This is a genomic window from Cytobacillus eiseniae (assembly GCF_017874625.1).
Lineage (GTDB): Bacteria > Bacillota > Bacilli > Bacillales > Cytobacillaceae > Cytobacillus > Cytobacillus eiseniae.
Window position 1 is genome coordinate 1 of record NZ_JAGIKZ010000035.1, and the last position, 19,902, is coordinate 19,902.

At 37.2% G+C, this 19,902-nt stretch carries 16 protein-coding genes; all 16 read right to left on the bottom strand.

Features of this window, described 5'->3' with window-relative positions; translation table 11 throughout:
• Positions 1-494 precede the first annotated feature (494 nt).
• A complete protein-coding gene (locus tag J2Z40_RS18060) occupies positions 495-3,722 on the bottom strand; it encodes an AAA family ATPase (protein ID WP_066392294.1) in 3,228 nt (1,075 codons plus the stop codon).
• Positions 3,703-4,410, bottom strand: coding sequence for a hypothetical protein (locus J2Z40_RS18065; RefSeq protein ID WP_066392293.1), 708 nt, complete (start codon positions 4,408-4,410; stop codon positions 3,703-3,705). Before J2Z40_RS18065 ends, J2Z40_RS18060 begins: the two co-directional genes overlap by 20 nt.
• On the bottom strand, positions 4,370-5,779 hold the full coding sequence (locus tag J2Z40_RS18070; RefSeq protein ID WP_066392291.1) for a hypothetical protein: 1,410 nt from the start codon (positions 5,777-5,779) through the stop codon (positions 4,370-4,372). The genes J2Z40_RS18065 and J2Z40_RS18070 overlap by 41 nt, the downstream gene beginning before the upstream one ends.
• Complete coding sequence (locus J2Z40_RS18075; protein ID WP_066392288.1) at positions 5,755-7,032, bottom strand: toprim domain-containing protein; 1,278 nt, start codon at positions 7,030-7,032, stop codon at positions 5,755-5,757. Before J2Z40_RS18075 ends, J2Z40_RS18070 begins: the two co-directional genes overlap by 25 nt.
• Positions 7,033-7,337: 305 nt before the next feature.
• Positions 7,338-7,670, bottom strand: coding sequence for an aspartyl protease family protein (locus tag J2Z40_RS18080; protein WP_083953849.1), 333 nt, complete (start codon positions 7,668-7,670; stop codon positions 7,338-7,340).
• 46 nt (positions 7,671-7,716) lie between these two features.
• A complete protein-coding gene (locus tag J2Z40_RS18085; RefSeq protein ID WP_066392280.1) occupies positions 7,717-7,977 on the bottom strand; it encodes a hypothetical protein in 261 nt (86 codons plus the stop codon).
• A 327-nt stretch (positions 7,978-8,304) separates the two neighbouring features.
• Entirely contained in the window at positions 8,305-9,489 is a 1,185-nt protein-coding gene (locus J2Z40_RS18090; RefSeq protein ID WP_066392278.1) for a M24 family metallopeptidase, read from the bottom strand.
• A 17-nt stretch (positions 9,490-9,506) separates the two neighbouring features.
• Positions 9,507-10,502 carry an ABC transporter ATP-binding protein gene (locus J2Z40_RS18095; protein ID WP_066392275.1) on the bottom strand — a complete coding sequence of 332 codons (996 nt, stop codon included), beginning with the start codon at positions 10,500-10,502 and terminating at the stop codon, positions 9,507-9,509.
• Entirely contained in the window at positions 10,477-11,487 is a 1,011-nt protein-coding gene (locus tag J2Z40_RS18100) for an oligopeptide/dipeptide ABC transporter ATP-binding protein (protein WP_066392273.1), read from the bottom strand. Before J2Z40_RS18100 ends, J2Z40_RS18095 begins: the two co-directional genes overlap by 26 nt.
• A gap of 13 nt (positions 11,488-11,500) precedes the next feature.
• Positions 11,501-12,820 (bottom strand): aspartate aminotransferase family protein, encoded by a 1,320-nt coding sequence (locus J2Z40_RS18105; protein ID WP_066392271.1) that lies wholly within the window; start codon positions 12,818-12,820, stop codon positions 11,501-11,503.
• An 11-nt stretch (positions 12,821-12,831) separates the two neighbouring features.
• Positions 12,832-14,031 (bottom strand): hypothetical protein, encoded by a 1,200-nt coding sequence (locus J2Z40_RS18110; protein WP_066392264.1) that lies wholly within the window; start codon positions 14,029-14,031, stop codon positions 12,832-12,834.
• Entirely contained in the window at positions 14,028-14,969 is a 942-nt protein-coding gene (locus J2Z40_RS18115) for a succinylglutamate desuccinylase/aspartoacylase family protein (protein ID WP_066392263.1), read from the bottom strand. The genes J2Z40_RS18110 and J2Z40_RS18115 overlap by 4 nt, the downstream gene beginning before the upstream one ends.
• 18 nt (positions 14,970-14,987) lie before the next feature.
• On the bottom strand, positions 14,988-15,893 hold the full coding sequence (gene nikC, locus J2Z40_RS18120) for a nickel transporter permease (RefSeq protein ID WP_083953848.1): 906 nt from the start codon (positions 15,891-15,893) through the stop codon (positions 14,988-14,990).
• A gap of 8 nt (positions 15,894-15,901) precedes the next feature.
• Positions 15,902-16,885 (bottom strand): ABC transporter permease, encoded by a 984-nt coding sequence (locus tag J2Z40_RS18125; RefSeq protein ID WP_066392262.1) that lies wholly within the window; start codon positions 16,883-16,885, stop codon positions 15,902-15,904.
• A 62-nt stretch (positions 16,886-16,947) separates the two neighbouring features.
• On the bottom strand, positions 16,948-18,552 hold the full coding sequence (locus tag J2Z40_RS18130; RefSeq protein ID WP_066392261.1) for an ABC transporter substrate-binding protein: 1,605 nt from the start codon (positions 18,550-18,552) through the stop codon (positions 16,948-16,950).
• A gap of 46 nt (positions 18,553-18,598) precedes the next feature.
• A complete protein-coding gene (locus J2Z40_RS18135) occupies positions 18,599-19,696 on the bottom strand; it encodes a M24 family metallopeptidase (protein WP_066392259.1) in 1,098 nt (365 codons plus the stop codon).
• Positions 19,697-19,902: the final 206 nt, after the last annotated feature.

The window sequence follows — 19,902 nt, forward strand, 5'->3', positions numbered from 1 at the left end:
CGTTTTCCATTGTTACTTTTCATGTCGATCAACCTCCGTGTGTTAATTAAACTATACACTAAAGTTGTCTACGACATCTATCCTAACAGAGGGGGATATTGAACTCAATCATTTAAGTAATTATAACGTTTACCCTTAAAAACAAGATGGAAAGATTGATTTCTGATGGCATTCATTTGAATGATATTTTACTTTCCTGGGAGACTCAAAAACATTCGAAAAATGGATTAAATGAATATCATTATGCCGACATGCTGCAAACGGCATTAACCTATGCAAAGGGAAAAATTGGATCTAGGGAAAGTGTCTCCAATTTTAATACACCGATTTCCAAGTCGGGAAGTTTAGTCTCTAAAACTAACAGGATTAAATAATTTAATACACCGAAATAAAAACTGTCTAACTAATCATACATTTGTTAGACAGTTTTTTGTTTCTAAAGAAGTGTTTAAGTTTTACAAATGAAGGAATGGATCGTTTATCTGGGATTTGATCTATATATACGACAAATCATTCCCTTTATCCCTAACCCGCTTCACTTTAAACACAGTACTTCTCGGTATATTTGGATTGTGATGCACGACATAGGCTTTAGAAAAACGATACAGGTATTCTTCTTCATGTGATTTTGGCGTAAGAATAATCATTTTTCGTTGTAATTCTTGTTCATATAATTCAAAAACCTTGTCTTTCCGCCCCTCATCAAGGGCACTATCAAATTCATCTAATACAATGTATCCTGGTGATGCCTCGATTGTTTGCAATAACGCGAGTGCAAACAATAAAGAACTAAGTGATTCCTCTCCACCTGATACACCTTTTCCTACCTTGCCGCCACGTGCTTTCACACTGACATCTTCTAATTTTCCGCGGTGCCCTTCTTTTCTTGCCTTAATAAAAAGAGTATACCGAATCTGCCCTCGTCGATCGGTGTTCATATCCCATTCAATTTTCCCTTCAAAACCGAATAAAGACATATAGTTAACAAATTTCTGGTTCACACCAATGATCTTCATATTGATCGTATCTTCTAAGTCTTCTTTCGATCGTTCCATGCGTTCTGAATATTCTTCTAATAAGATTCTTGATTTTTTCACTTCATTCTCTGAACGATCATACTCATCTTTCATTTTTGCATAGTTTTCTGGTGCTGCTTCATCTATATCCTTTTGACTTACCGCAAATTCAAAGACTGATTTTCCATTATTGCATAAGTCCTCAGCTTGCGGTTTTGTCAACTCTGCAACATGTCCCTCCTCTTCATTAAACTTAGCAACTAAATCTTTTACGCTTTCTTGAAGCTTTTTTATACCTTTTCTTGTACGAAAATATCCTTCTTCGTTTGATACTCGCTCTTCTAACCTTGCTTTTATTTGCCGCTCCATTTGTTCGATTTCTCGGTCTTGATAAGAAAGATCAGACTCTAAATCTTCCAGCTTTCTTGATAGCTGTTTGTCGTCATGTCTTTTTTTATCTAATGTATTAGAAATCTCACCGAATTGTTTGTTTTTTTCCTTTTTATGTTGCTTCAGCTCCTTTAGCAGGCTATTCAACCTCTGAACTTCAGCTATTTTTGCTTGTTCTTTGCGAAATTGCTGGTAGATTTCCAGATACTCTCGGTAATTGGATAGGGATTGCCTCCATTGGGCGAATAACGTTCTTTGCTCATTTAACTCATCTTGAATCAATCGAAGTTCCTTTTCAATTGTCTCTATCTCTTTACATACTTTATCGAACTGACTTTGTCGCCATTCTCTTTCATTTTCTTTCGTAAAAAATGCTTCAGCCTCTTTAAGTAACTCTCTCCTTCTAAAAAGAGTCGAGTTCCGATTATTGCGTCCAAGAATATCCTTTTCTATTTGAAGCTTTTCTTCTTTTGTCCGTGTTAGCTCTTCTTCCATTTTCGCTTGTTGGAATTGCAGTACTTTCTCACTTAAGATAATTCGTTTATCCTCTTGAGGTCCACGAATCCCTTTTTCATCTATAAGCTGACCATTCACAATCAAAGGCTTTTCTTCCTTAAAAAATGACTCGACCCACCAAAGTGCTTTTATCGCATAGGGATAAAGGCGCTCATCTAGACGATCTTTAACCTTTAGATGCTTGTCAGGCAAATGCATAATGGTCTTGTCTGGAATTAGGTTAGGCAATGAAACATGATAAAGGTCATTCGGTGCTTCAAATGCCTTTTTATTAACAAATAATGTGTATTTGATCGTATTGAAAATATATTCATCATGCTGACTTGCTGTTTCATCTAATTCCACAAGCTCCCGTAAAGGGTAGACTTCTATTTGATTTCTTTTAAAAAAGCGGATAGACTGCTCCTGACGAGGATTATACACTTTATTATTTTTAAGCAGTGTCAGTTCTCTATCAATCTTTCGTTCGTTTTCACTCAAATCACGTAATCTATCTTTGTTATGCTCAATTTCAAGATTGTTTTTATCCATTTCTTCTTGAACAGCATTACTGCTTAGATATGTGACCATTAACTCCTTAAAATCTTTTTCCTGATCTTTATCCTGTTTTATTTCTACAGTCAAGATTGACTTTTCATCAATTAGATCATTTCGGCGATTCGATAGGCTATTTACCTTCGATTCCATTGCCTTAATTGAAGCATCAATTTCGTTATATTTCTTTTCCGCCTCATTCAGCCTAACCTGAACATCACTCTCTGACATCCCAATTCGGTCGACTTGTTTTGTTATTTCCGCAATTTGTTCAGATATTTCATCAATCTTTTCGTTGGTCACTTTTAACTGGTTATTTATTCCTTCAACTTCAAGTCCCAATTCATCTTCACGGCCTTCAAGTTGCTTAAGCAGCAGTCTGAACTGTTCAAGCTCATCCTTTTTCTCCAAAAAATGAAATTCCTTCACTCGTTTGGTATCAATCTTTTCATCTTTATCTGTTAACAATTCTTCTATTTGTAACTTTAAGGAGTCGATTTGATTTAGATAATGAGTTTCCAGCCATTTTAATCCACGGTAATATTGGGTAAAGCCTTCTTCACGTCGACGATTGCGATCATGGTAGTGATCCAATTCCTTTTTCTTTTGCTTTAAATTCATTTTATTAAGACCTTGTTTACCTTCTGCTTCTTTTAGGCTTTGTTCTGTCTCTTTAACAAGCTCTATACTTTCTTCCCAGTTTTTCTGGATTTTATCAATGCCGTTCATCTCGCTAAAAATTCGGAAACGTTCTTCTGGATGCATGATGGCAAACTGATTGACTTCTTTTTGATACCAAATTAAATAAAAGGCATCTGGGTCGACCGCATACTTATACAGCACTTGATTTTTGTATTCCGCAAAATTCAGATTGCCGCCACTCGTAAATTTTGTCGTCCGCTCCCATTTGTCAATTTCGTCCCCCTCTTCAATATAAAACTCTCTTTTAATGGGATCACCAGGTTTTTGCTCAATTTCCAAGCGGAATTGTACATATTGGGGAGCATCAACTTTTATTTCCCCAGCATTTTTGAATAGAAGATCAATTTTAGCTCGCCACGTCTGATCAGCGGGTAGATTATTAGACTTTAATCCATCCACATCTACTTTACTTGAGTAAAGAACTCCACCCATACAAAAGGTTACCGTTGATTTCCCTGCTCCGTTAGGGCCGGAAATAAGAATATGATCATGCTCCTCAGATAAATCCATTACAGTTGGAATATAATCCCTGATCCCAGAGAATCTAAGTCTCCATGGTATCATCCGGTACCCCTCCATTCATGTTGTAGCGTTTAAAGAACCGAAGAACATCCTCCATATGAAGCTGATTCGATTGACTAAATTCAGCATATCTCCGCAAAAATGAATCAGAAAAAAGATGCGCACCAATCGCTGTTAATTGATAAGCATCTTCATCCGAGCTCGTGTCATAGATTTCAATTGCCCCAATTTTTTTCAAGGGATCTAAATTCGCTTGTATTTTCCTTGTCACCTGTAAGGACTCATGACCAAAGCTATTGATCAATTGCGAGAACAAGGTATACTCATTCTGCAATACTTCCTGATGATAGAAAATAAACATAAGAATGGCTAAGCCTTCCTTATTTAATACGTTTCTAGCTTGTTTTGCGGGAACATGCATCAGTGCGACTACTTGATTCCTGCGTTCATCATAAATCACTTTGAAATAACGGCAAACAGCTTGATTCACTCGTTTTAAAAAAGAAAAAAATTCTTCCTCGCTATTTGCACCGAGCAATTTTTCTACCTCTTTTCGGGAAAGCCCAAAATTCCCCATTCGAATGGTAGCAGAGGAAGAAAACAAAATTTGCATAAATGTAAGCTCTTCTTCCTTTGTTAAAAATCCTTGAATCGACTGTAATGCACTTAAAGGATGATCGTTCATGAAATCATTTTCTTCGTTTTCTAATTCCGTAGCTTCCTTGTTCATCTTCTGTCCACCTCCAGTCTCTTTCTTCCATATTTCCGTGTACTTTTCGATTTGCATTTTCATCTATATCTGCCTTTTTATTTGCAACGAGTGCAGACACGCCGATTAAGCCGTTCAATACGTCACTCCATTTGTCAGAACCGGCTTGTATAACGAGCTCGTCTAATCCTGCTTCTTCAACCTCATCAAGGTATTTTTCAATATCTTCTGTATGAATCATTTGCTTCGTCATTTGCCATTTCGAATCGCCCATAATTTCTTCTAAATGATCCTCTGTGATTTCATCTATCTCTTGAAAATCCCCCACCATCTCTTCTACAATTTCATCAGTAATTGGTTCGTAATTTTCAATATGGTCGATCCCCTCATCAATCGCATTTGGAGATAAGGGACTAGCGAATTTAACAGGTACCCAAAGACCATCTAAATCTTCATCCTCATACTGCCCTTGCTCCATAAAACTAAGGATTTGATGTGCATTTGGAATTTCTGAACCAATCGGAGGATCAAATGATTGCACGATAAAATTTCTTACTAAATCTGGTTGGATCGTTTCAATGAAATCTGTTTTTTGTAAGTGTGCGAACTTGAGAATTTTATTAATAGTACCAAGACTAATCTTTGTTCCTGCACTTATGGCTGTCATACCTCTTTGTTTAATGGGGGCAAATACTAATTCCTGATCAAAGGTTTCAAATTTGGCCAGACGTTCCATCATTTTCGTTTCCAATTCTTTCATTAATTGATGAATGACTTCTACTTGGGATAATGCATTTCGATCAGCTAAATATTCTAACTCCCGTTCAGTAAGCAGCGAAATGGCTTCCTCTACATTTTTAATCATACTAGCCAATTTATTTCCACCAGAAATGCCTTTGTCATCATAGGCTTCACTAATTTCTGCATCCCTTTTCGCTTGGAATAAAGACCTGGCAACATCATCATTCATATAATAAGCAAGCGAATCATTGGCCAGTCGAATTAATACATCCATCATTCTTTTTCCAAGATCACGCATCTTAATACGCTTTGCTGTTTTCGTTATCCAATTAAACTTCAACAACACATAGGTTAAGTGTTTCACATATTCAATCGTCATCTCTTCGTCATAGCCATACGTGTGACGATACCGATAAAAGAGTGTGTCCTCATTTACAATTGGATCGGTCATCCCAAGTGCTTCTTGATTAATGAGATTAATGACACGGATAAAACGCAATACATTCATTGGAGCCTGAAACGATTCCTTATCACTTAACTCATTTAAAACACCTGCTAATGCAGCCACATCACGCATCGTTTGGAGAAGCTCTGGTTTCTCCATATCCATATTAAAAATAGAAATTAGGGACTGATCCATTTTTTCCATCGCTCTACTCCCCCAATCTCTTGCTCCTGTTCCTCTTTCTGAACTTGTATTGCTCCTTCATATCTTGATTGAAACTCTTCTAAATTCAGAACGACTTCTAATGGGGGAACAACCCATTTCGTTACTGCCTGACTTTTTTCTACGGTTTCTCCTACATCTTTAGCAATGATGAATCCTGCTTCATCCACATCGGTCCAAATAATCACTTGTTTTACATTTGATACAAGCTGTTCAATCAATCGTCGATGGGCAGACCTTAATTGGCCATCAATCCCTAATATAAAGCTCTTTGAACTCGTCAAAAAATTCTTTTCATAAGCCATTCGTGTAACAATCCCACGATTCTCAACTAACCACAATACTTCTGCGTCCGTTTGAAAATTCTCGGTAAAAACCGCTAAATCGGTTGTTGCGTGAATCGGTCCATACTTGTACGAAACACTTTGCCCCTGCATCGGTCCTGTAAAATAAATCGGGGTAATCGTCCCTAAGCTGCTTAGCCCGAGTAATTGCAATGGATATTCAAGTAACTCTTCAGCAACTTCAATGAATTCCTTTTTATAAGCATCGAATTCCTTCGATCCACCAATTTTCTGGTAATACTTTGCGCCAATCTGCTTCCAATCAAAATGATGTTCGATCATTGAAATTTGATAAAACGCAGCCAAAAAATGTAAAAACAACAATTGCTTTTGAAACCTCCACGCAGTGCCAATATCGTCAATATTCCCCTTCATTGCCATTTCATCTAAAATATCATTTAATCTATTAAGCTTCTCCTTACGTTTAAGGTTTGATGAAGAAGAAGTTTTCTGTATTTGTTTCCATTGATTCTTCCATTCGAGGAAAGAGTCATTTTTCTCTGTTTCTTGTTGATCCTTCATTTGCTTTTTATACTGGAATAAGGACAATCCCATTCGAAACTGTTCACTTTTCACCGTTCGCTCGTCTTTTGCCAAGCGATACTCACGAATGACCCATCCGTTTCGAATCCATTCATATATCACATTTGTAAGTTCAAATTGTTTTTTAGTTCTTGGGCTTGTGAAGTCTTTTACTAGATTAATTGGTGGGACATCTTGGTTATTATCCCCCACTGTTAACATCGCAACCATTCTTCTAGTTCTAGCTGTCTTTTTTATGATAGGAATATCGATCATCCCATTATTTTCTCTAATATCAAGTAGATTAAGTTCCTCATCTTTCAATAAAATATGTTCATACAAATAATCTTTCCACGCATTGTCTATCAAAGCCTGATCCCCCTCTACCGTAATTTTATTTTATCATAGAGTAAGGAGTAGCTTTCTGCTAATGAAATAACAAAATATGTGAATTGAACTTTATCTACTTTTTATATCAGAATTAGTTGACATTAACATGCCTGTTTGCAATTAATAATCCAGGATATTACATCATTTGAAAAGTTTGAGAGGAATTGTGTAAGGGCGATAGAACGTGCGGGGGATTTTAATCTATACCTAGGTAAAAAACTAAGTATTCCATGGATTGGATGGTGATGGCAGATTCATATAAGAGTAGTAGTGTTTACCTTAAACTAGTTTTTTCGTACTTCCATATTTTCAAAGTCGATGATTAATTGATTTACAAGAAAAAAATCACTTCCGATGATTCCGTCAAATCCATGCATTTCTCTTACATCACCGAGCTGTATAGTGAAATCTCTCAGGTGGAACGTATCGATTGTCATGCCACTCACTTTTTGTTCTATACAAATTTCAGTACTACCAATTCCGTACATTTTACGTGTAATCGCATTTTCTAAATCGAGCATTAACCCAATTTCTTCACATAAATCCATATCTAAAATACTTGAAGAGCAACCAGTATCAAGCAGTACATCAGTAAAAGTTTTTTCATTCCGTTGTATTCAATCTGAACAGCGATTAGCGGCAGATGATCATTCATTTCAAATTTTATACTCTTTCACGCACTCCTATATATGGCTGCTCAATTACCTTTATTTCTTCGTTATTGGTGTGAAAGATATATAATTCACGATTTGTATTTTCTGCATGTAATTTTTTATACACTTTCCATGCTGCATTGCCGTTTTCAAAATCATCAATTACAGACATTTCCTTGATGATTCTTTCTTTTCCTCTTGTTTCTGATAATAATGATTCTACTAGGACACAACGTTCTGGAAAATGCTTACGTACTTCCGACCATTTCATCTATATACGCCTCCAATTTATGCCTAATTTTATTTTAATTATAGCATTTTAAGATGATTGTATTTTATTCTTAATTCTAAATTGAACAAATTCCGTAAATTGGATAATACCAGTATGAACTTAACTTTCACAACTGACCTCCCTTTCCAATAAGATAGGATAAACTCTCTATACTAATTAAAATATCCTCATTTTCTGTTTAAAAAATAAATCAGACTGTATGCAACTCCAAATTTTATCGAGTTTGCTTACAGTCTGATTCATATAAATTAAAAATGGTTTATTCCTTCTTAAAATTACTAATGTTAGTTATTAAAGTAAAATAAATTAATTGCAAATTAAAGAACCAATATCCCTTGGATAATAAGTTAGCATTTCCATACCATTTTCTGTTATAAGCACCGTATCGGAATGGCGAAATCCACCAACTCCTTTTACATAAATACCAGGTTCTACAGTAAATACCATACCAGGTTCCATTATTGTATGATCCCCCAAATCAAAGAAAGGGGATTCATGAAATAACAAACCAATGGCATGACCTGTATGATGTCTTGTTAAATGAGTAATATTGTTATCTTTAAAATACATTTGAACAGCTTCTTCCACATAAGATAGTGGTTTTCCTGGCTTAATGTGCTGAAAGGCAATATTTTGTGCTTCTAGCATATATTGAAAATATTTCTCTTGTTCCTTACTCACTTCTTCAACAAACATCGTTCTTTCTAATTCACTTTTGTATCCCCAAATACTTGCAGCTGAGGCAGTTACTAATGTATCACCTCTTTTTAGAATCGCATTCTGGGTAACGGCATGCGGATAGGCAGACATTTCACCAATTTGTCCCCTAAATAGGGCAAAAGCTGTTTCGCCATGTGGTTTATAGTCTGGACCTAGCGTTTCAATCATTGCCAATGTCGATTCAGTACTAGCTCTACTCGTAATTTCAAGTTCGCTTATTCCTGATTTTGAATATTTTTGCAATAATCGATGGGCAAGATTTCCCCATCGGCATGATTCATTCATTAGCTCTATTTCTTCTGACGATTTTATCATTCTTAGTTCAGGAACAATATCTTTGATTGACTGAAATTCTGTTCCCTCTACTAATTGATCAATCGATGGACCGCGATAGCCTGCCGGTGAACCATAGCTAAGACTGTCTGCTCCAATCCTCTTCCCTTGGAAACCAGCTGCCATTAATTCGTTTTTAAAGTACTCCATTGGATGCTTAATACCAGGATACTCAGGATAAGAATGGACATCACTTATCTGAACGGAAAAATCTTCAGCATGTTCTTTCTCTAAGTATGGAACAAATAAGTGGGTCTTCTGATTGGGATCCATAAAGAAAGCAATCGGTCTCTCCGTTGGTGAAAAATAGAAGCCTGTTAAGTAAAAGATATCAGTCGGACTAAAAAGAATGGCACAATCTAAACCTTGCTGCTGCAGCTTTTCCCAGAATCGATCCTGCCTTGCCATTATTTCTGAATTCGATATCGATAGTCTCATAGCAATCTCCTATCTTGTTATTGATATAAATGACACGCAACAAACTGGCCAGGTTCTTTTTCATTAAGTGTCGGTGCTTCCACTTTACAAATATCCATACAGCTTGGACATCTTGTATGAAATGCACAACCTTTTGGTGGTTTAGCCGGGCTTGGAACATCCCCTTTTAAAACAATTCTTTCCTTTTTAACTGGTGAGTTCACTTCAGGTGCTGCAGAAATAAGTGCAAGTGTATAGGGATGAAGTGGATTAGAGAATAATTGATCTTTTTTCGCTAATTCAACGATCTTTCCAAGATACATTACAGCCACACGATCGGAAATATGTTCACAAACGGACAGATCATGCGTAATAAACATATAAGTCAAATTGTATTGTTCTTGAAGATCTTGCATAAGGTTAATCACTTGTGCCTGAACCGATATATCAAGAGCAGAAACAGGTTCATCGGCAATGATTAGCTTTGGATTTAATACTAATGCTCTCGCAATTCCAATTCTTTGCCGCTGCCCCCCACTGAACTCGTGAGGATGACGTTTTGCATAACTTGAATCTAATCCAACTTTATTCAATAAATCGATGACTCTCTCTTTTCTTTCACTTCTCGTGCCGATATTATATACGCGCATTGGCTCTAATAATGTTCTTTCAACTGTCCATCTTGGGTTAAGAGAAGCATATGGATCTTGAAATACCATTTGGATATCTCTTCGAGTGGAGCGCATTTCCTCTTTTGAAAGTGTCGTTAAATCCTTTCCTTCCAACTTAATGACGCCATCTGTTGCTTCAAGTAATCGGATAATTAATCTGGCCATTGTAGATTTTCCACAGCCGCTTTCTCCGACAATCCCCAGTGTTTCTCCTTTTCGCATTTGGAACGAAACATCATCGACAGCTTTCACTGCCCTGACTTGTTTAGAGAAGACGCCTTTTTTTATCGGAAAATACTTTTTTACATTTTCTACTTCCAATATATATTCATTTTGATTAACTTGTTGCTTCAATTGTGTCATTGGGAGCCCTCCTCCCTTCTTCAACTGTCAGCCAGCAAGCTGATTCTTGCCCGTCTTTTACCTTCGTTAGTAAGGGGATATCTGTATGACATTTACTCATTACATACGGACAACGATCAGAAAATCGACATCCTTTCCCCCAGTTGATTGGTGCTGGTACTTGACCAGGGATATAATTCAAGCGTTTTTCCTTATGTCCCTTTTTTGGTAAGGACGCTAATAACCCTTTTGTATAAGGATGTGAAGGGCTGCTTAATACATCCTTCACAGCCCCTGTTTCAACAATTTTCCCTGCATACATGACAACTAATCGATCACAAACTTCAGAAACGACTCCAAGATCATGAGTAATAAGGATCATGGACATTCCTTTTTTGGCTTGCAGTTCCTTCATCAGCTCCAATATTTGTGCTTGAATCGTAACGTCTAATGCGGTTGTCGGTTCATCCGCAATAATTAACTTTGGATCACAAGCCATTGCGATGGCAATCATTATTCTTTGTCTCATCCCACCAGATAATTGATGTGGGTAATTGTAATAAATCTCTTCTGCACGTGGAATGCCGACTTGTTTTAATAGGTCTACTACTTTTTCTTTTCGTTCTTTCCCTTTAAGATTTTTGTGAACCTTTAAGGATTCACCGATTTGGTCACCAACGTTATATACTGGATTGAGTGATGTCATCGGTTCTTGGAAAATCATACTGATTTCATTGCCACGCAGTTTTCGCATCTCCCTTTTAGATAACTCTAAAAGATTGATTCCATTATATTTGATTTCATCTCCTGATACCTTTCCAGGAGGTTTAACGAGACCCATAATGGATAGAGATGTCACACTTTTTCCACAACCTGATTCACCAACAATCCCAAGTGTCTCCCCTTTGGCAACATGAAAGGAAATTTCGTCCACTGCGTTAAAGGGGGTTTTTCTAGAAAAAAATGTAGTTTTCAACTTATTCACTTCCAGGATGTTCGAATTCACGAAGCATTCCCCCTTAAGAACCTGCTTTTATACCAGCAATTTTCTGCAGACTGCCATCCATGTCATTTACGAGCTGCTGGATAATTTCATCTGTGTGCGCCATTGAAATGGCATGATGGAGTAAATAATTTGGTGAGCAATAAACGCCTTTTTGGGCAAATGCTGCAATAAAAGTCGCATAATTTTCTTTGCTGCTTTGCGTAGCACTTCGATAATCGAGTATTTCTTGATCAGTAAAGTACCAATGGAAATGTCCGCCTCGTCCTTGTATTCTTGCTTTAATTTGATAATTATCTGCTAGTTTAGCAAATGCTGCAATTAGTGTTTCTGTTCTAGCTTGAAGGGTTTGAAATACGTTTCTTTCCTCATAAATCTCCATAAAGGCTAGTGACGCCGCTAAAGAAATTTGATGCCCGTTATACGTCCCAATAAAAGAACATGTTCCTTTTCCAGGTGTGACTGTCTCAAAAATGGATGCTTTCCCTGCTAAAGCAGCTAACATATAGCCGTTGCTGATCGCCTTCCCAAACGTCGCTAAGTCAGGTGTAACCCCATAATGCCCTTGCGCCCCCCCTGGCGAATCCCTAAATCCTGTTAATAATTCATCAAAAACAAGCACAATATTTAACTGGTCACAAAGCTTTCTTAACCCTTGTAAATAGTCCTTTTTCGCTGGGATATACCCAATATCAATCATGGTTGGTTCAATAATTAAAGCAGCAATCCGATGCTTATTTTCGGTAAGCAATTGTTCCGCAACTTCTAGGTTATTATAGGGGAGTACAAGCGTGCTTTTTACTACATCATCGATCAATCCAGATGCACCAGGGAGTGATTTTGGCTCACTACTATCTCCTGCCTTTTGTAAGTCTGGCCATGTACTCACATATACGGCATCATGCCAGCCGTTATACGCCCCTTCGATAACAGCAATATCTTGTTTCCCCGTGTACGTTCTCGCCATTGCCATCGCGTGCATGATCGCTTCCGTTCCAGTATTCGTATAACGCACTTGTTCAGCTGTTGGGACAAGAGTAAGAAATTTTTCGGCCGTTTTGACACTTAATTCTGTCTCTACTCCTGTTACGATTCCCGTAGAACTGTATTGCTGCACTCGTTCATTGAAATCTTGATCATTATGACCAAGGATAATGGCTCCATTTCCCATAATGCAATCAAGATAACGATTGCCATCCATATCAGTAAGATATGCTCCCTCAGCCTTTCGATAATAGATTGGGTGTGGATTGCGAAAACGTGAATTGGAATGAACGCCTCCAGGAACAGACTTTTCTGCTCTTACAAATAGCTCTCTTGACTTTGTGAGTTCCATACTGTCACTTCCTATCTGAATTGTTTAACTGTATCTGCTGATAACATGTTTTTATATAAGAATTCATAAAATGATGGTTTTGAATTTTCAGGTATCCTCTTATAAACTTCTTGAACTGCTTCATTTCCTCTCCAATAAGAATAAATAAATGGAGACCTTAATGAATGCTTGAAAAAACGGAGCCTTGATTCGATCCAGTTTTCTTCCCCAAATGCAAAATCTCGTAGAAAAGAAGCTACTTTTTCATCAGATGCTTGTTCTGCATGTAGCATATGTGCGGCATTTAATCCAGAGATAGACTTTATTTCCTGGTAAACTTGATAGATTTCATCATCAATTGTATTGACCCAATCGATGAAGTGAATTCCATTATCACCAATTCCTTCAAATATTGAACTACTTGCTGTATTTGTAATGACTAATGCAGCATCTAAAGGAATATCTCCAGACTTTACGCCTAATTCTCTTAACCTCAAATGTGTCGTATGTCCAGGGAAAGATTCATGGGCAACTAAATGTTTAAGAGATTCATAAGTATAAAATAAATCTCCATTAATATACATTTTCCCTCCAACATAATCACAATAAGCACTGTATGGGACACCGTATACTACGACTGGTGTTACTTCTACATCTTCCATTTCTTTAAACATCTTTTGAACAACTCGTTCTTTTCCGTCTACTAGCAAGTCTTTTAGAACAGATTCAATCTGTTTGGAAGGAACATGTTGCGTTTGTTCCCACTTCCTAACTTTATCCTTCAAAGAACCTTCTAACCCCTTATTAGACAAAAGAGTATCAAGTCGTTGATGAAGCTCCTTTCTTTCAGCAATTGAAAAGGGGTTTTCATTTACATAAAGTAAACCTCTCACTTTTTCTCGAAAAGGGATTTCTTTTCCACTGCTCCAATTTGCAAGTGTGATTAGGGAGCCGATTTGCTGCTGCATATAATTTCTGCGAACTTCAGATTGAATTGTTGCATATTTATTTCTAATATCCTCTAAATCTGCAAGAATATCATGCCATGAGTGATACATTTTTGGCGTTTCATTCGTTAAATTAACCGGAACTAAACCTTCCTTATCGAGAGAAGCTTCTGTACCGAACAAATGACTCTCTCGATAAAATTTATCCATCCCTAGTACAATTTGTGTATAATCCTGGGACAATTGATGATCTAAGGCTTCAAATGGGACTGACTGCGTCCTCATTCGTTTTCCTCCGCAGTATCAAGGTTTCCTAACATAAATCCATAATCCCCTGGGCTTACTTTATTAAAGAGTCCTCTCGTTAAAATCACTACATTCCTCTCGAATGGAGCACGTATTACTTCAAGCTCTTCAAATGTTCTTGGGTTGTACGTGCGTGCAAGCACCTGTTTCCCCTCAATCACTGTTCCTACTGAGCTAAAGTCAAACGCCGGAACCATAATTCCTCCTTCTTTCGGACGAATGCCTGCGATTTCAGTCATCACTTTTTGTTCAGGTGGAGGAGCGACTTCCCCTGGGATCATCTTCAGCTTCCTCATTACATTGAAGATGCCTTCCACCCCTCTTTCAATGTCTTTATCATAGTTTGGCCCACCGCCAACCTCTACTGTTATACTTGGAATTCCCTTTTCTGTCGTATAAGTGGCTGTTGTCCCTTCATATGGATTTGCGGGGCGATATAAGATAGGAAAGTTAAATGCTCTTGATAATTCTTCATCGTTCTGAATGTATACATAATCAACGACTGGAGTAGCCCCTCCTGCATGTAAATCAATGTACACATCAATATGGTCTAAGAAATTTTCAACCATCGCATTTGCTATTTGATCTGTCACCCACCCATTTTTATCTCCTGGGAATACACGATTCAAGTTATTCATATCCAGCGGTGTATTTCTAGTCATGCTCTCAAATGCAAGTGGATTGGAAACTGGAAGCAGTTTTACTACACCAGACAGTTCCTTTTCATCCAACCGGTTGTACACCCGTCTCACAATTTCTGCACCAATAATTTCATCCCCATGCACAAGTGCAGAAATGCCTAAAACAGGGCCTTCTTTTACCCCATGAATCGTGTGAATAGGTAATGATAGGGGCGTTCCATTTGATAAATGTGTAACAACAACCTCTTTATATTCGCGTGTAGATGTAACTGTCATTATAATTCCTCCTTAAGATTAATTTCTTTTTAGTTTTGAATCGGTTAAATCTCTAATTCCATCTCCTAATAAATTAAAGCCAAGAACTGTGAACATAATAGCCAACCCAGGGTAAATAGATAAATGAGGGGCCTCGCGAATAAATTTCATTCCGAAGGCTAATGCCCATCCCCAGCTTGACTCTGGCGGTTGAATTCCTAGCCCTAGAAAGCTTAGTGTTGCTTCAGAAACAATGGCCGTACCAAGCCCTAATGTCGCTACAACGACAATAGGTGCTAAACAGTTCGGGAGAATATTATAAAAAATAATACGGAAATTATTGGAGCCGATTGTTTTGGCCGCTTGAATATATTCCTCCTCCTTAACTGATAAAACATTTGCCCGAACAATCCTTGCATAATTGGTCCAATACACGAAACCGAGAGCTAAAATCACATTTTCAATACCTGGACCTAGTGCAGCAACTAAAGCAATTGCCAAAAGAAGGACAGGGAAGGATAAAAAGATGTCAACAATTCTCATAATGATCGTATCAACCCAGCCTCCATAATACCCTGAGATAAGACCAAGGGTTACACCAATTACCATTGCTAATACGACTGACACTAAACCAACTTCAAGTGAAACTCTTGCCCCATAAATAATTCTCGTAAATAGATCACGTCCATATTGATCCGTGCCTAAAATATGACCATCTTCCATGGGGGTTAACAATCGATTACTCATATCCATTTCATATGGGTCATGAGTGGCAATGATTGGAGCAAAAATTGCACAAAATAGAACAATTAAAACAAAAATTCCTCCAATTAAAGCTGATTTGCTCTTAGTTAATAGACTAAGGAGTTCCCTAAATGGAATACTCCTTTTGGGGAGATTACTAGTTTTGTTCTCCGGTTGGACTTGTTTGGATAGTTCCATCATCTCCCTCCTTATACTTGTTGAATTTTTGGATTGATAATGGCATATAAAATATCAACAATTAAGTTGATTAAAGCGAAAATAAGCGCAATCATCAAAACGCAACCTTGAACAACTGGAAAATCCCTTTGACTAATGGCCGTTATAACTAACCGGCCAATCCCAGGCCATGCAAATACTGTCTCAGTAACAATCGCACCACCTAGTAAGTTTCCGAATTGGAGACCGATGATCGTTACAACCGGGATTAACGCATTTCTAAATGCATGTTTAATGATGACTATTATTCCTCTAACTCCTTTTGCTTCAGCCGTTCGAATATAATCTTCCTTTAACACTTCAAGCATGGCTGATCGTACCATCCGAGTAATTAAAGCAGCACTCATGACACCTAATGTGAATGCGGGCAAGATTAAATGTTTTAAACTTTCCATTACATAGTAAAAATTCCCGGTTTGGATTGTCTGTCCAATTGCTTCAAATAAAGGCTCTCCCCTTCCAAATGAAGGAAGAATATTTAAATTAACGGAGAAGCCAATGATTAATAAAAGACCCATCCAGAATACAGGCATGGAAACACCAATTTGTGCAAAAAACATACTACAATAATCAAGCCATGAAAATTGTTTGACTGCAGAAACTATACCTAAAGGAATAGCGATGATTAGTGCAATCAACAATGCAATGAGAGCAAGCTCAAGGGTTGCTGGCAGATGCTTGGCAATTAGATTGATGACTGGCGTATCTTGGAAGATCGACATTCCAAGGTCTGCCTGAAATAGATTTTGAAGAAAAACTAGTAATTGAATATACAGTGGTTCGTTCAATCCCATAATTTCTCTTAATCGTTCGAGATCCTCTGGTGTTGCATCTTGACCAAGCAGTGTCAATGCAGGGTCACCTGGAATCAGATGGAGGAGGAAGAATACGAGAATCGAGATTCCTAATAGTACTGGGATTAATTGAAGAAATCTTTTTAATATAAATGTTGCCATTAGACCACTCCTGACTTTGAAGGAAGAGGAGATATGGTCTCTCCTCTTTCCTCATTTCAGTACTAATTTATTGCTTCTGCGTTCTTTAGCCCATATAAACTTCCACGAGGATGAGGATCAAATCCCTTTAAATTTTTGTTATGCATAACGATATATCCTTGGTATAAAAGGACATTATATGCTACTTCTTCTGTAACAATTTTTGCTGCTTCTTGGTAAATAGACTTTCGTTCTTCTAAATCTAATGCCGTTCTTCCGTCTTCTACTAATTTATCAACGGCAGGATTGCTATATTTTCCATAGTTACTTCCACCGTTTGTATGGAATGGATTGTAGAAGGAACGATCTGGATCAATTAAATTCAACCAGCCAACTAGTGAAATATCGAAATTCCCTTCCTGTAATGCGGTGCTAAATGTTGGCCATTCACTTGTTTGTACTTCTGTTTCTACCCCATATTTGGTGAATTCATTTTGTAGATATTCCACTGCTTGCATACGGTTTGGATCTTCACTATGGGTTGATAGAATAATCGATAGTTTTTCACCATCTTTATCTAAGATGCTGTCTCCATCCGTATCTTCCCACCCAGCTTCTTTGAATAACTCTGCAGCCCTATCTGTATCATAAGGGAAGCCAGCAATTGAATCGTCGAATGCCCAGGATGCTGGAATAATCGGGGATGTCCCTGGTGTATCCATGCCTTGATAAATATCCGCAGAAATTACCTCCTTGTTTACGAGGTGTGAAATTGCTTGACGTACTTTTAAATCAGCAAGAATAGGGTGTTTTTGGTTAAAGTTCAAATAGGTAAATCCAAGTCCCTCTAGTTCCTCCACTACAAACTGATCATTATCTTTTAATCTTTTAATATCCTGAGGAGATAGTGGCGAATGAACTAAATCGATATCCCCAGATTCTAATGAAGCTACTCGAGTAGAGTTATCAGGAATGATGAAATAGGTTAACTTTTTCGTTGTAGGCGCTCCGTTCCAATAATCTTCATTTGCTTCAAATGAGATTTTGCTATTCTTATCCCAGCCAACCATTTTATAGGCACCAGTACCAATTGGAGCGTTAGATAACGTTGTATCATTTTTTTCACCAATATGTTTTGGAACAATTCCAATATCCATGTAGTTTAATAGAGGGGCAGATGGATCTTTTAAGTTAAACTTCACTTGATACTCGCTTACTACTTCTACTGATTCAATCGGTTCAAATAATGATGCATAAGGAGCTTGGAAATCTGGATCGATTAAGCTGTCATACGTATATTTGACATCTTCTGCCGTGAAAGGCTCCCCGTCATGAAATGTAACATCCTCACGTAGTGTGAAAATCCATCCAGTCGGATCAGAATTATCCCATTCTGTTGCAAGTGCTGGTTCGGCCTCTAAATTAGCTGTAAGATAAACAAGGCCATCGTATACAAGTTCGGTTACTCTTGTTGCTGTTGTATCTTTTGACAGACGAGGATCCATCGTTCCTGCATCGACATCCAATCCAACTTTTATTTCCTCTCTCTTACTAGCAGACTCATTCGTCTTAGAATCACTAGTACCATTACTACTATTTGTTGGCTCCTCATAGGAACATCCTGTGAGGAATACTGCAAAAATTAACGTAAAAGCAAGTAATATAGAATACCCGTTTTTCTTTCTCACTTATTCATTCGCCTCCTTGAACTCATCAATATATTTGGTAAATCTATTACACCCCAACAAGTTCTAAATACTGTATTTCTTTAGAGCAATGATTAAGCACTTCACACCCAGTTTCTGTTGCAACAACAATATCTTCGATCCGAATTCCATATTGACCTGGGAAATACAATCCAGGTTCAATGCTGAAAGCCATTCCTGGTTTGATTACATCTTGGTTATTTCTATGGATTGAAAGTCCTTCATGTAGTTCTAGACCTATGCCGTGCCCGGTTCTATGAATGAAATATTTATCATAGCCCTTTTTTGCAAATGAACTTCGAACAAATAAATCTATTTCTGAAAAAGAAACCCCTGGTTTCACCAGATCAATTGCTTGCATTTGTATGTCTTTAACCCATTCATAAAAATCTTCAAATTGCTGATTTTTTCTTCCTAAGTAAAAAGTTCTTGTAATATCAGAGCAGTACTCGTTAAATACACCTCCCATATCTATTAAAATCGGTTGATTGATTTGACACAGTTGATCTGAGATCGTGTGGTGTGGATTGGCTGAATTCTTCCCAAATCCAATAATTGGAGTGAAGGATAATTCATTTACTCCATGTTCTGCGAAGAAACTTTTAATTGTCCCAGCAATTTCTCTTTCCGTTGCTGGAAGATATTGAAGCTGTGTAATTTGATACATAACTGCATCAGCAATCTTTGCAGATTGTCGAAGGATATCAATTTCTTGTTCATCTTTAATTTCTCTTAACTTTTCTACAATCGTACTTTTTTCAAATTTTATTTCTGGAAGTTCTTTTAACAAATCAATTAAATAGGAACAAAGCCAATTTTGATCGATTCCTAAACTATCAAAGTTTGAAAAATAGGTTGCTAATACGTTTATTGGGTCCATCTCATCACTGTAATAAACGATTTCAATTTTATTTAAGTTAGGAACTTGATCTGAAAACATTTGATGGATAAATAATTTTGCTGTTTTCTCAGGTGATAAAAGTAAAACTGTCATTCGCTCACCTGTATCAAGGTTTGCTCCTAATAAATATTTAAGATTATAACTCGAAGAAACGACTAGATGATTAAATTGATTCAACTCAACTTCTTGTAAGCATTTTTGTATTCTAGTTGAATATGGTTCCAATTTTTCAATCACTCCTTTTATGTAGAAAATAATAAAGACCAAGCCATATCGAAAGACGCCTTAAAAAAAGGGTCATTTCGAACAGCTTGGTCTTAAAATTCTTTTTATGAATAGGGGCTGCCTATCCACCGAACTTTAGGCTCGCTGAAGCATTTAATTGTTTGATTATTTTAATTATACTAATTATTCAAATAAAGTCAACGGGA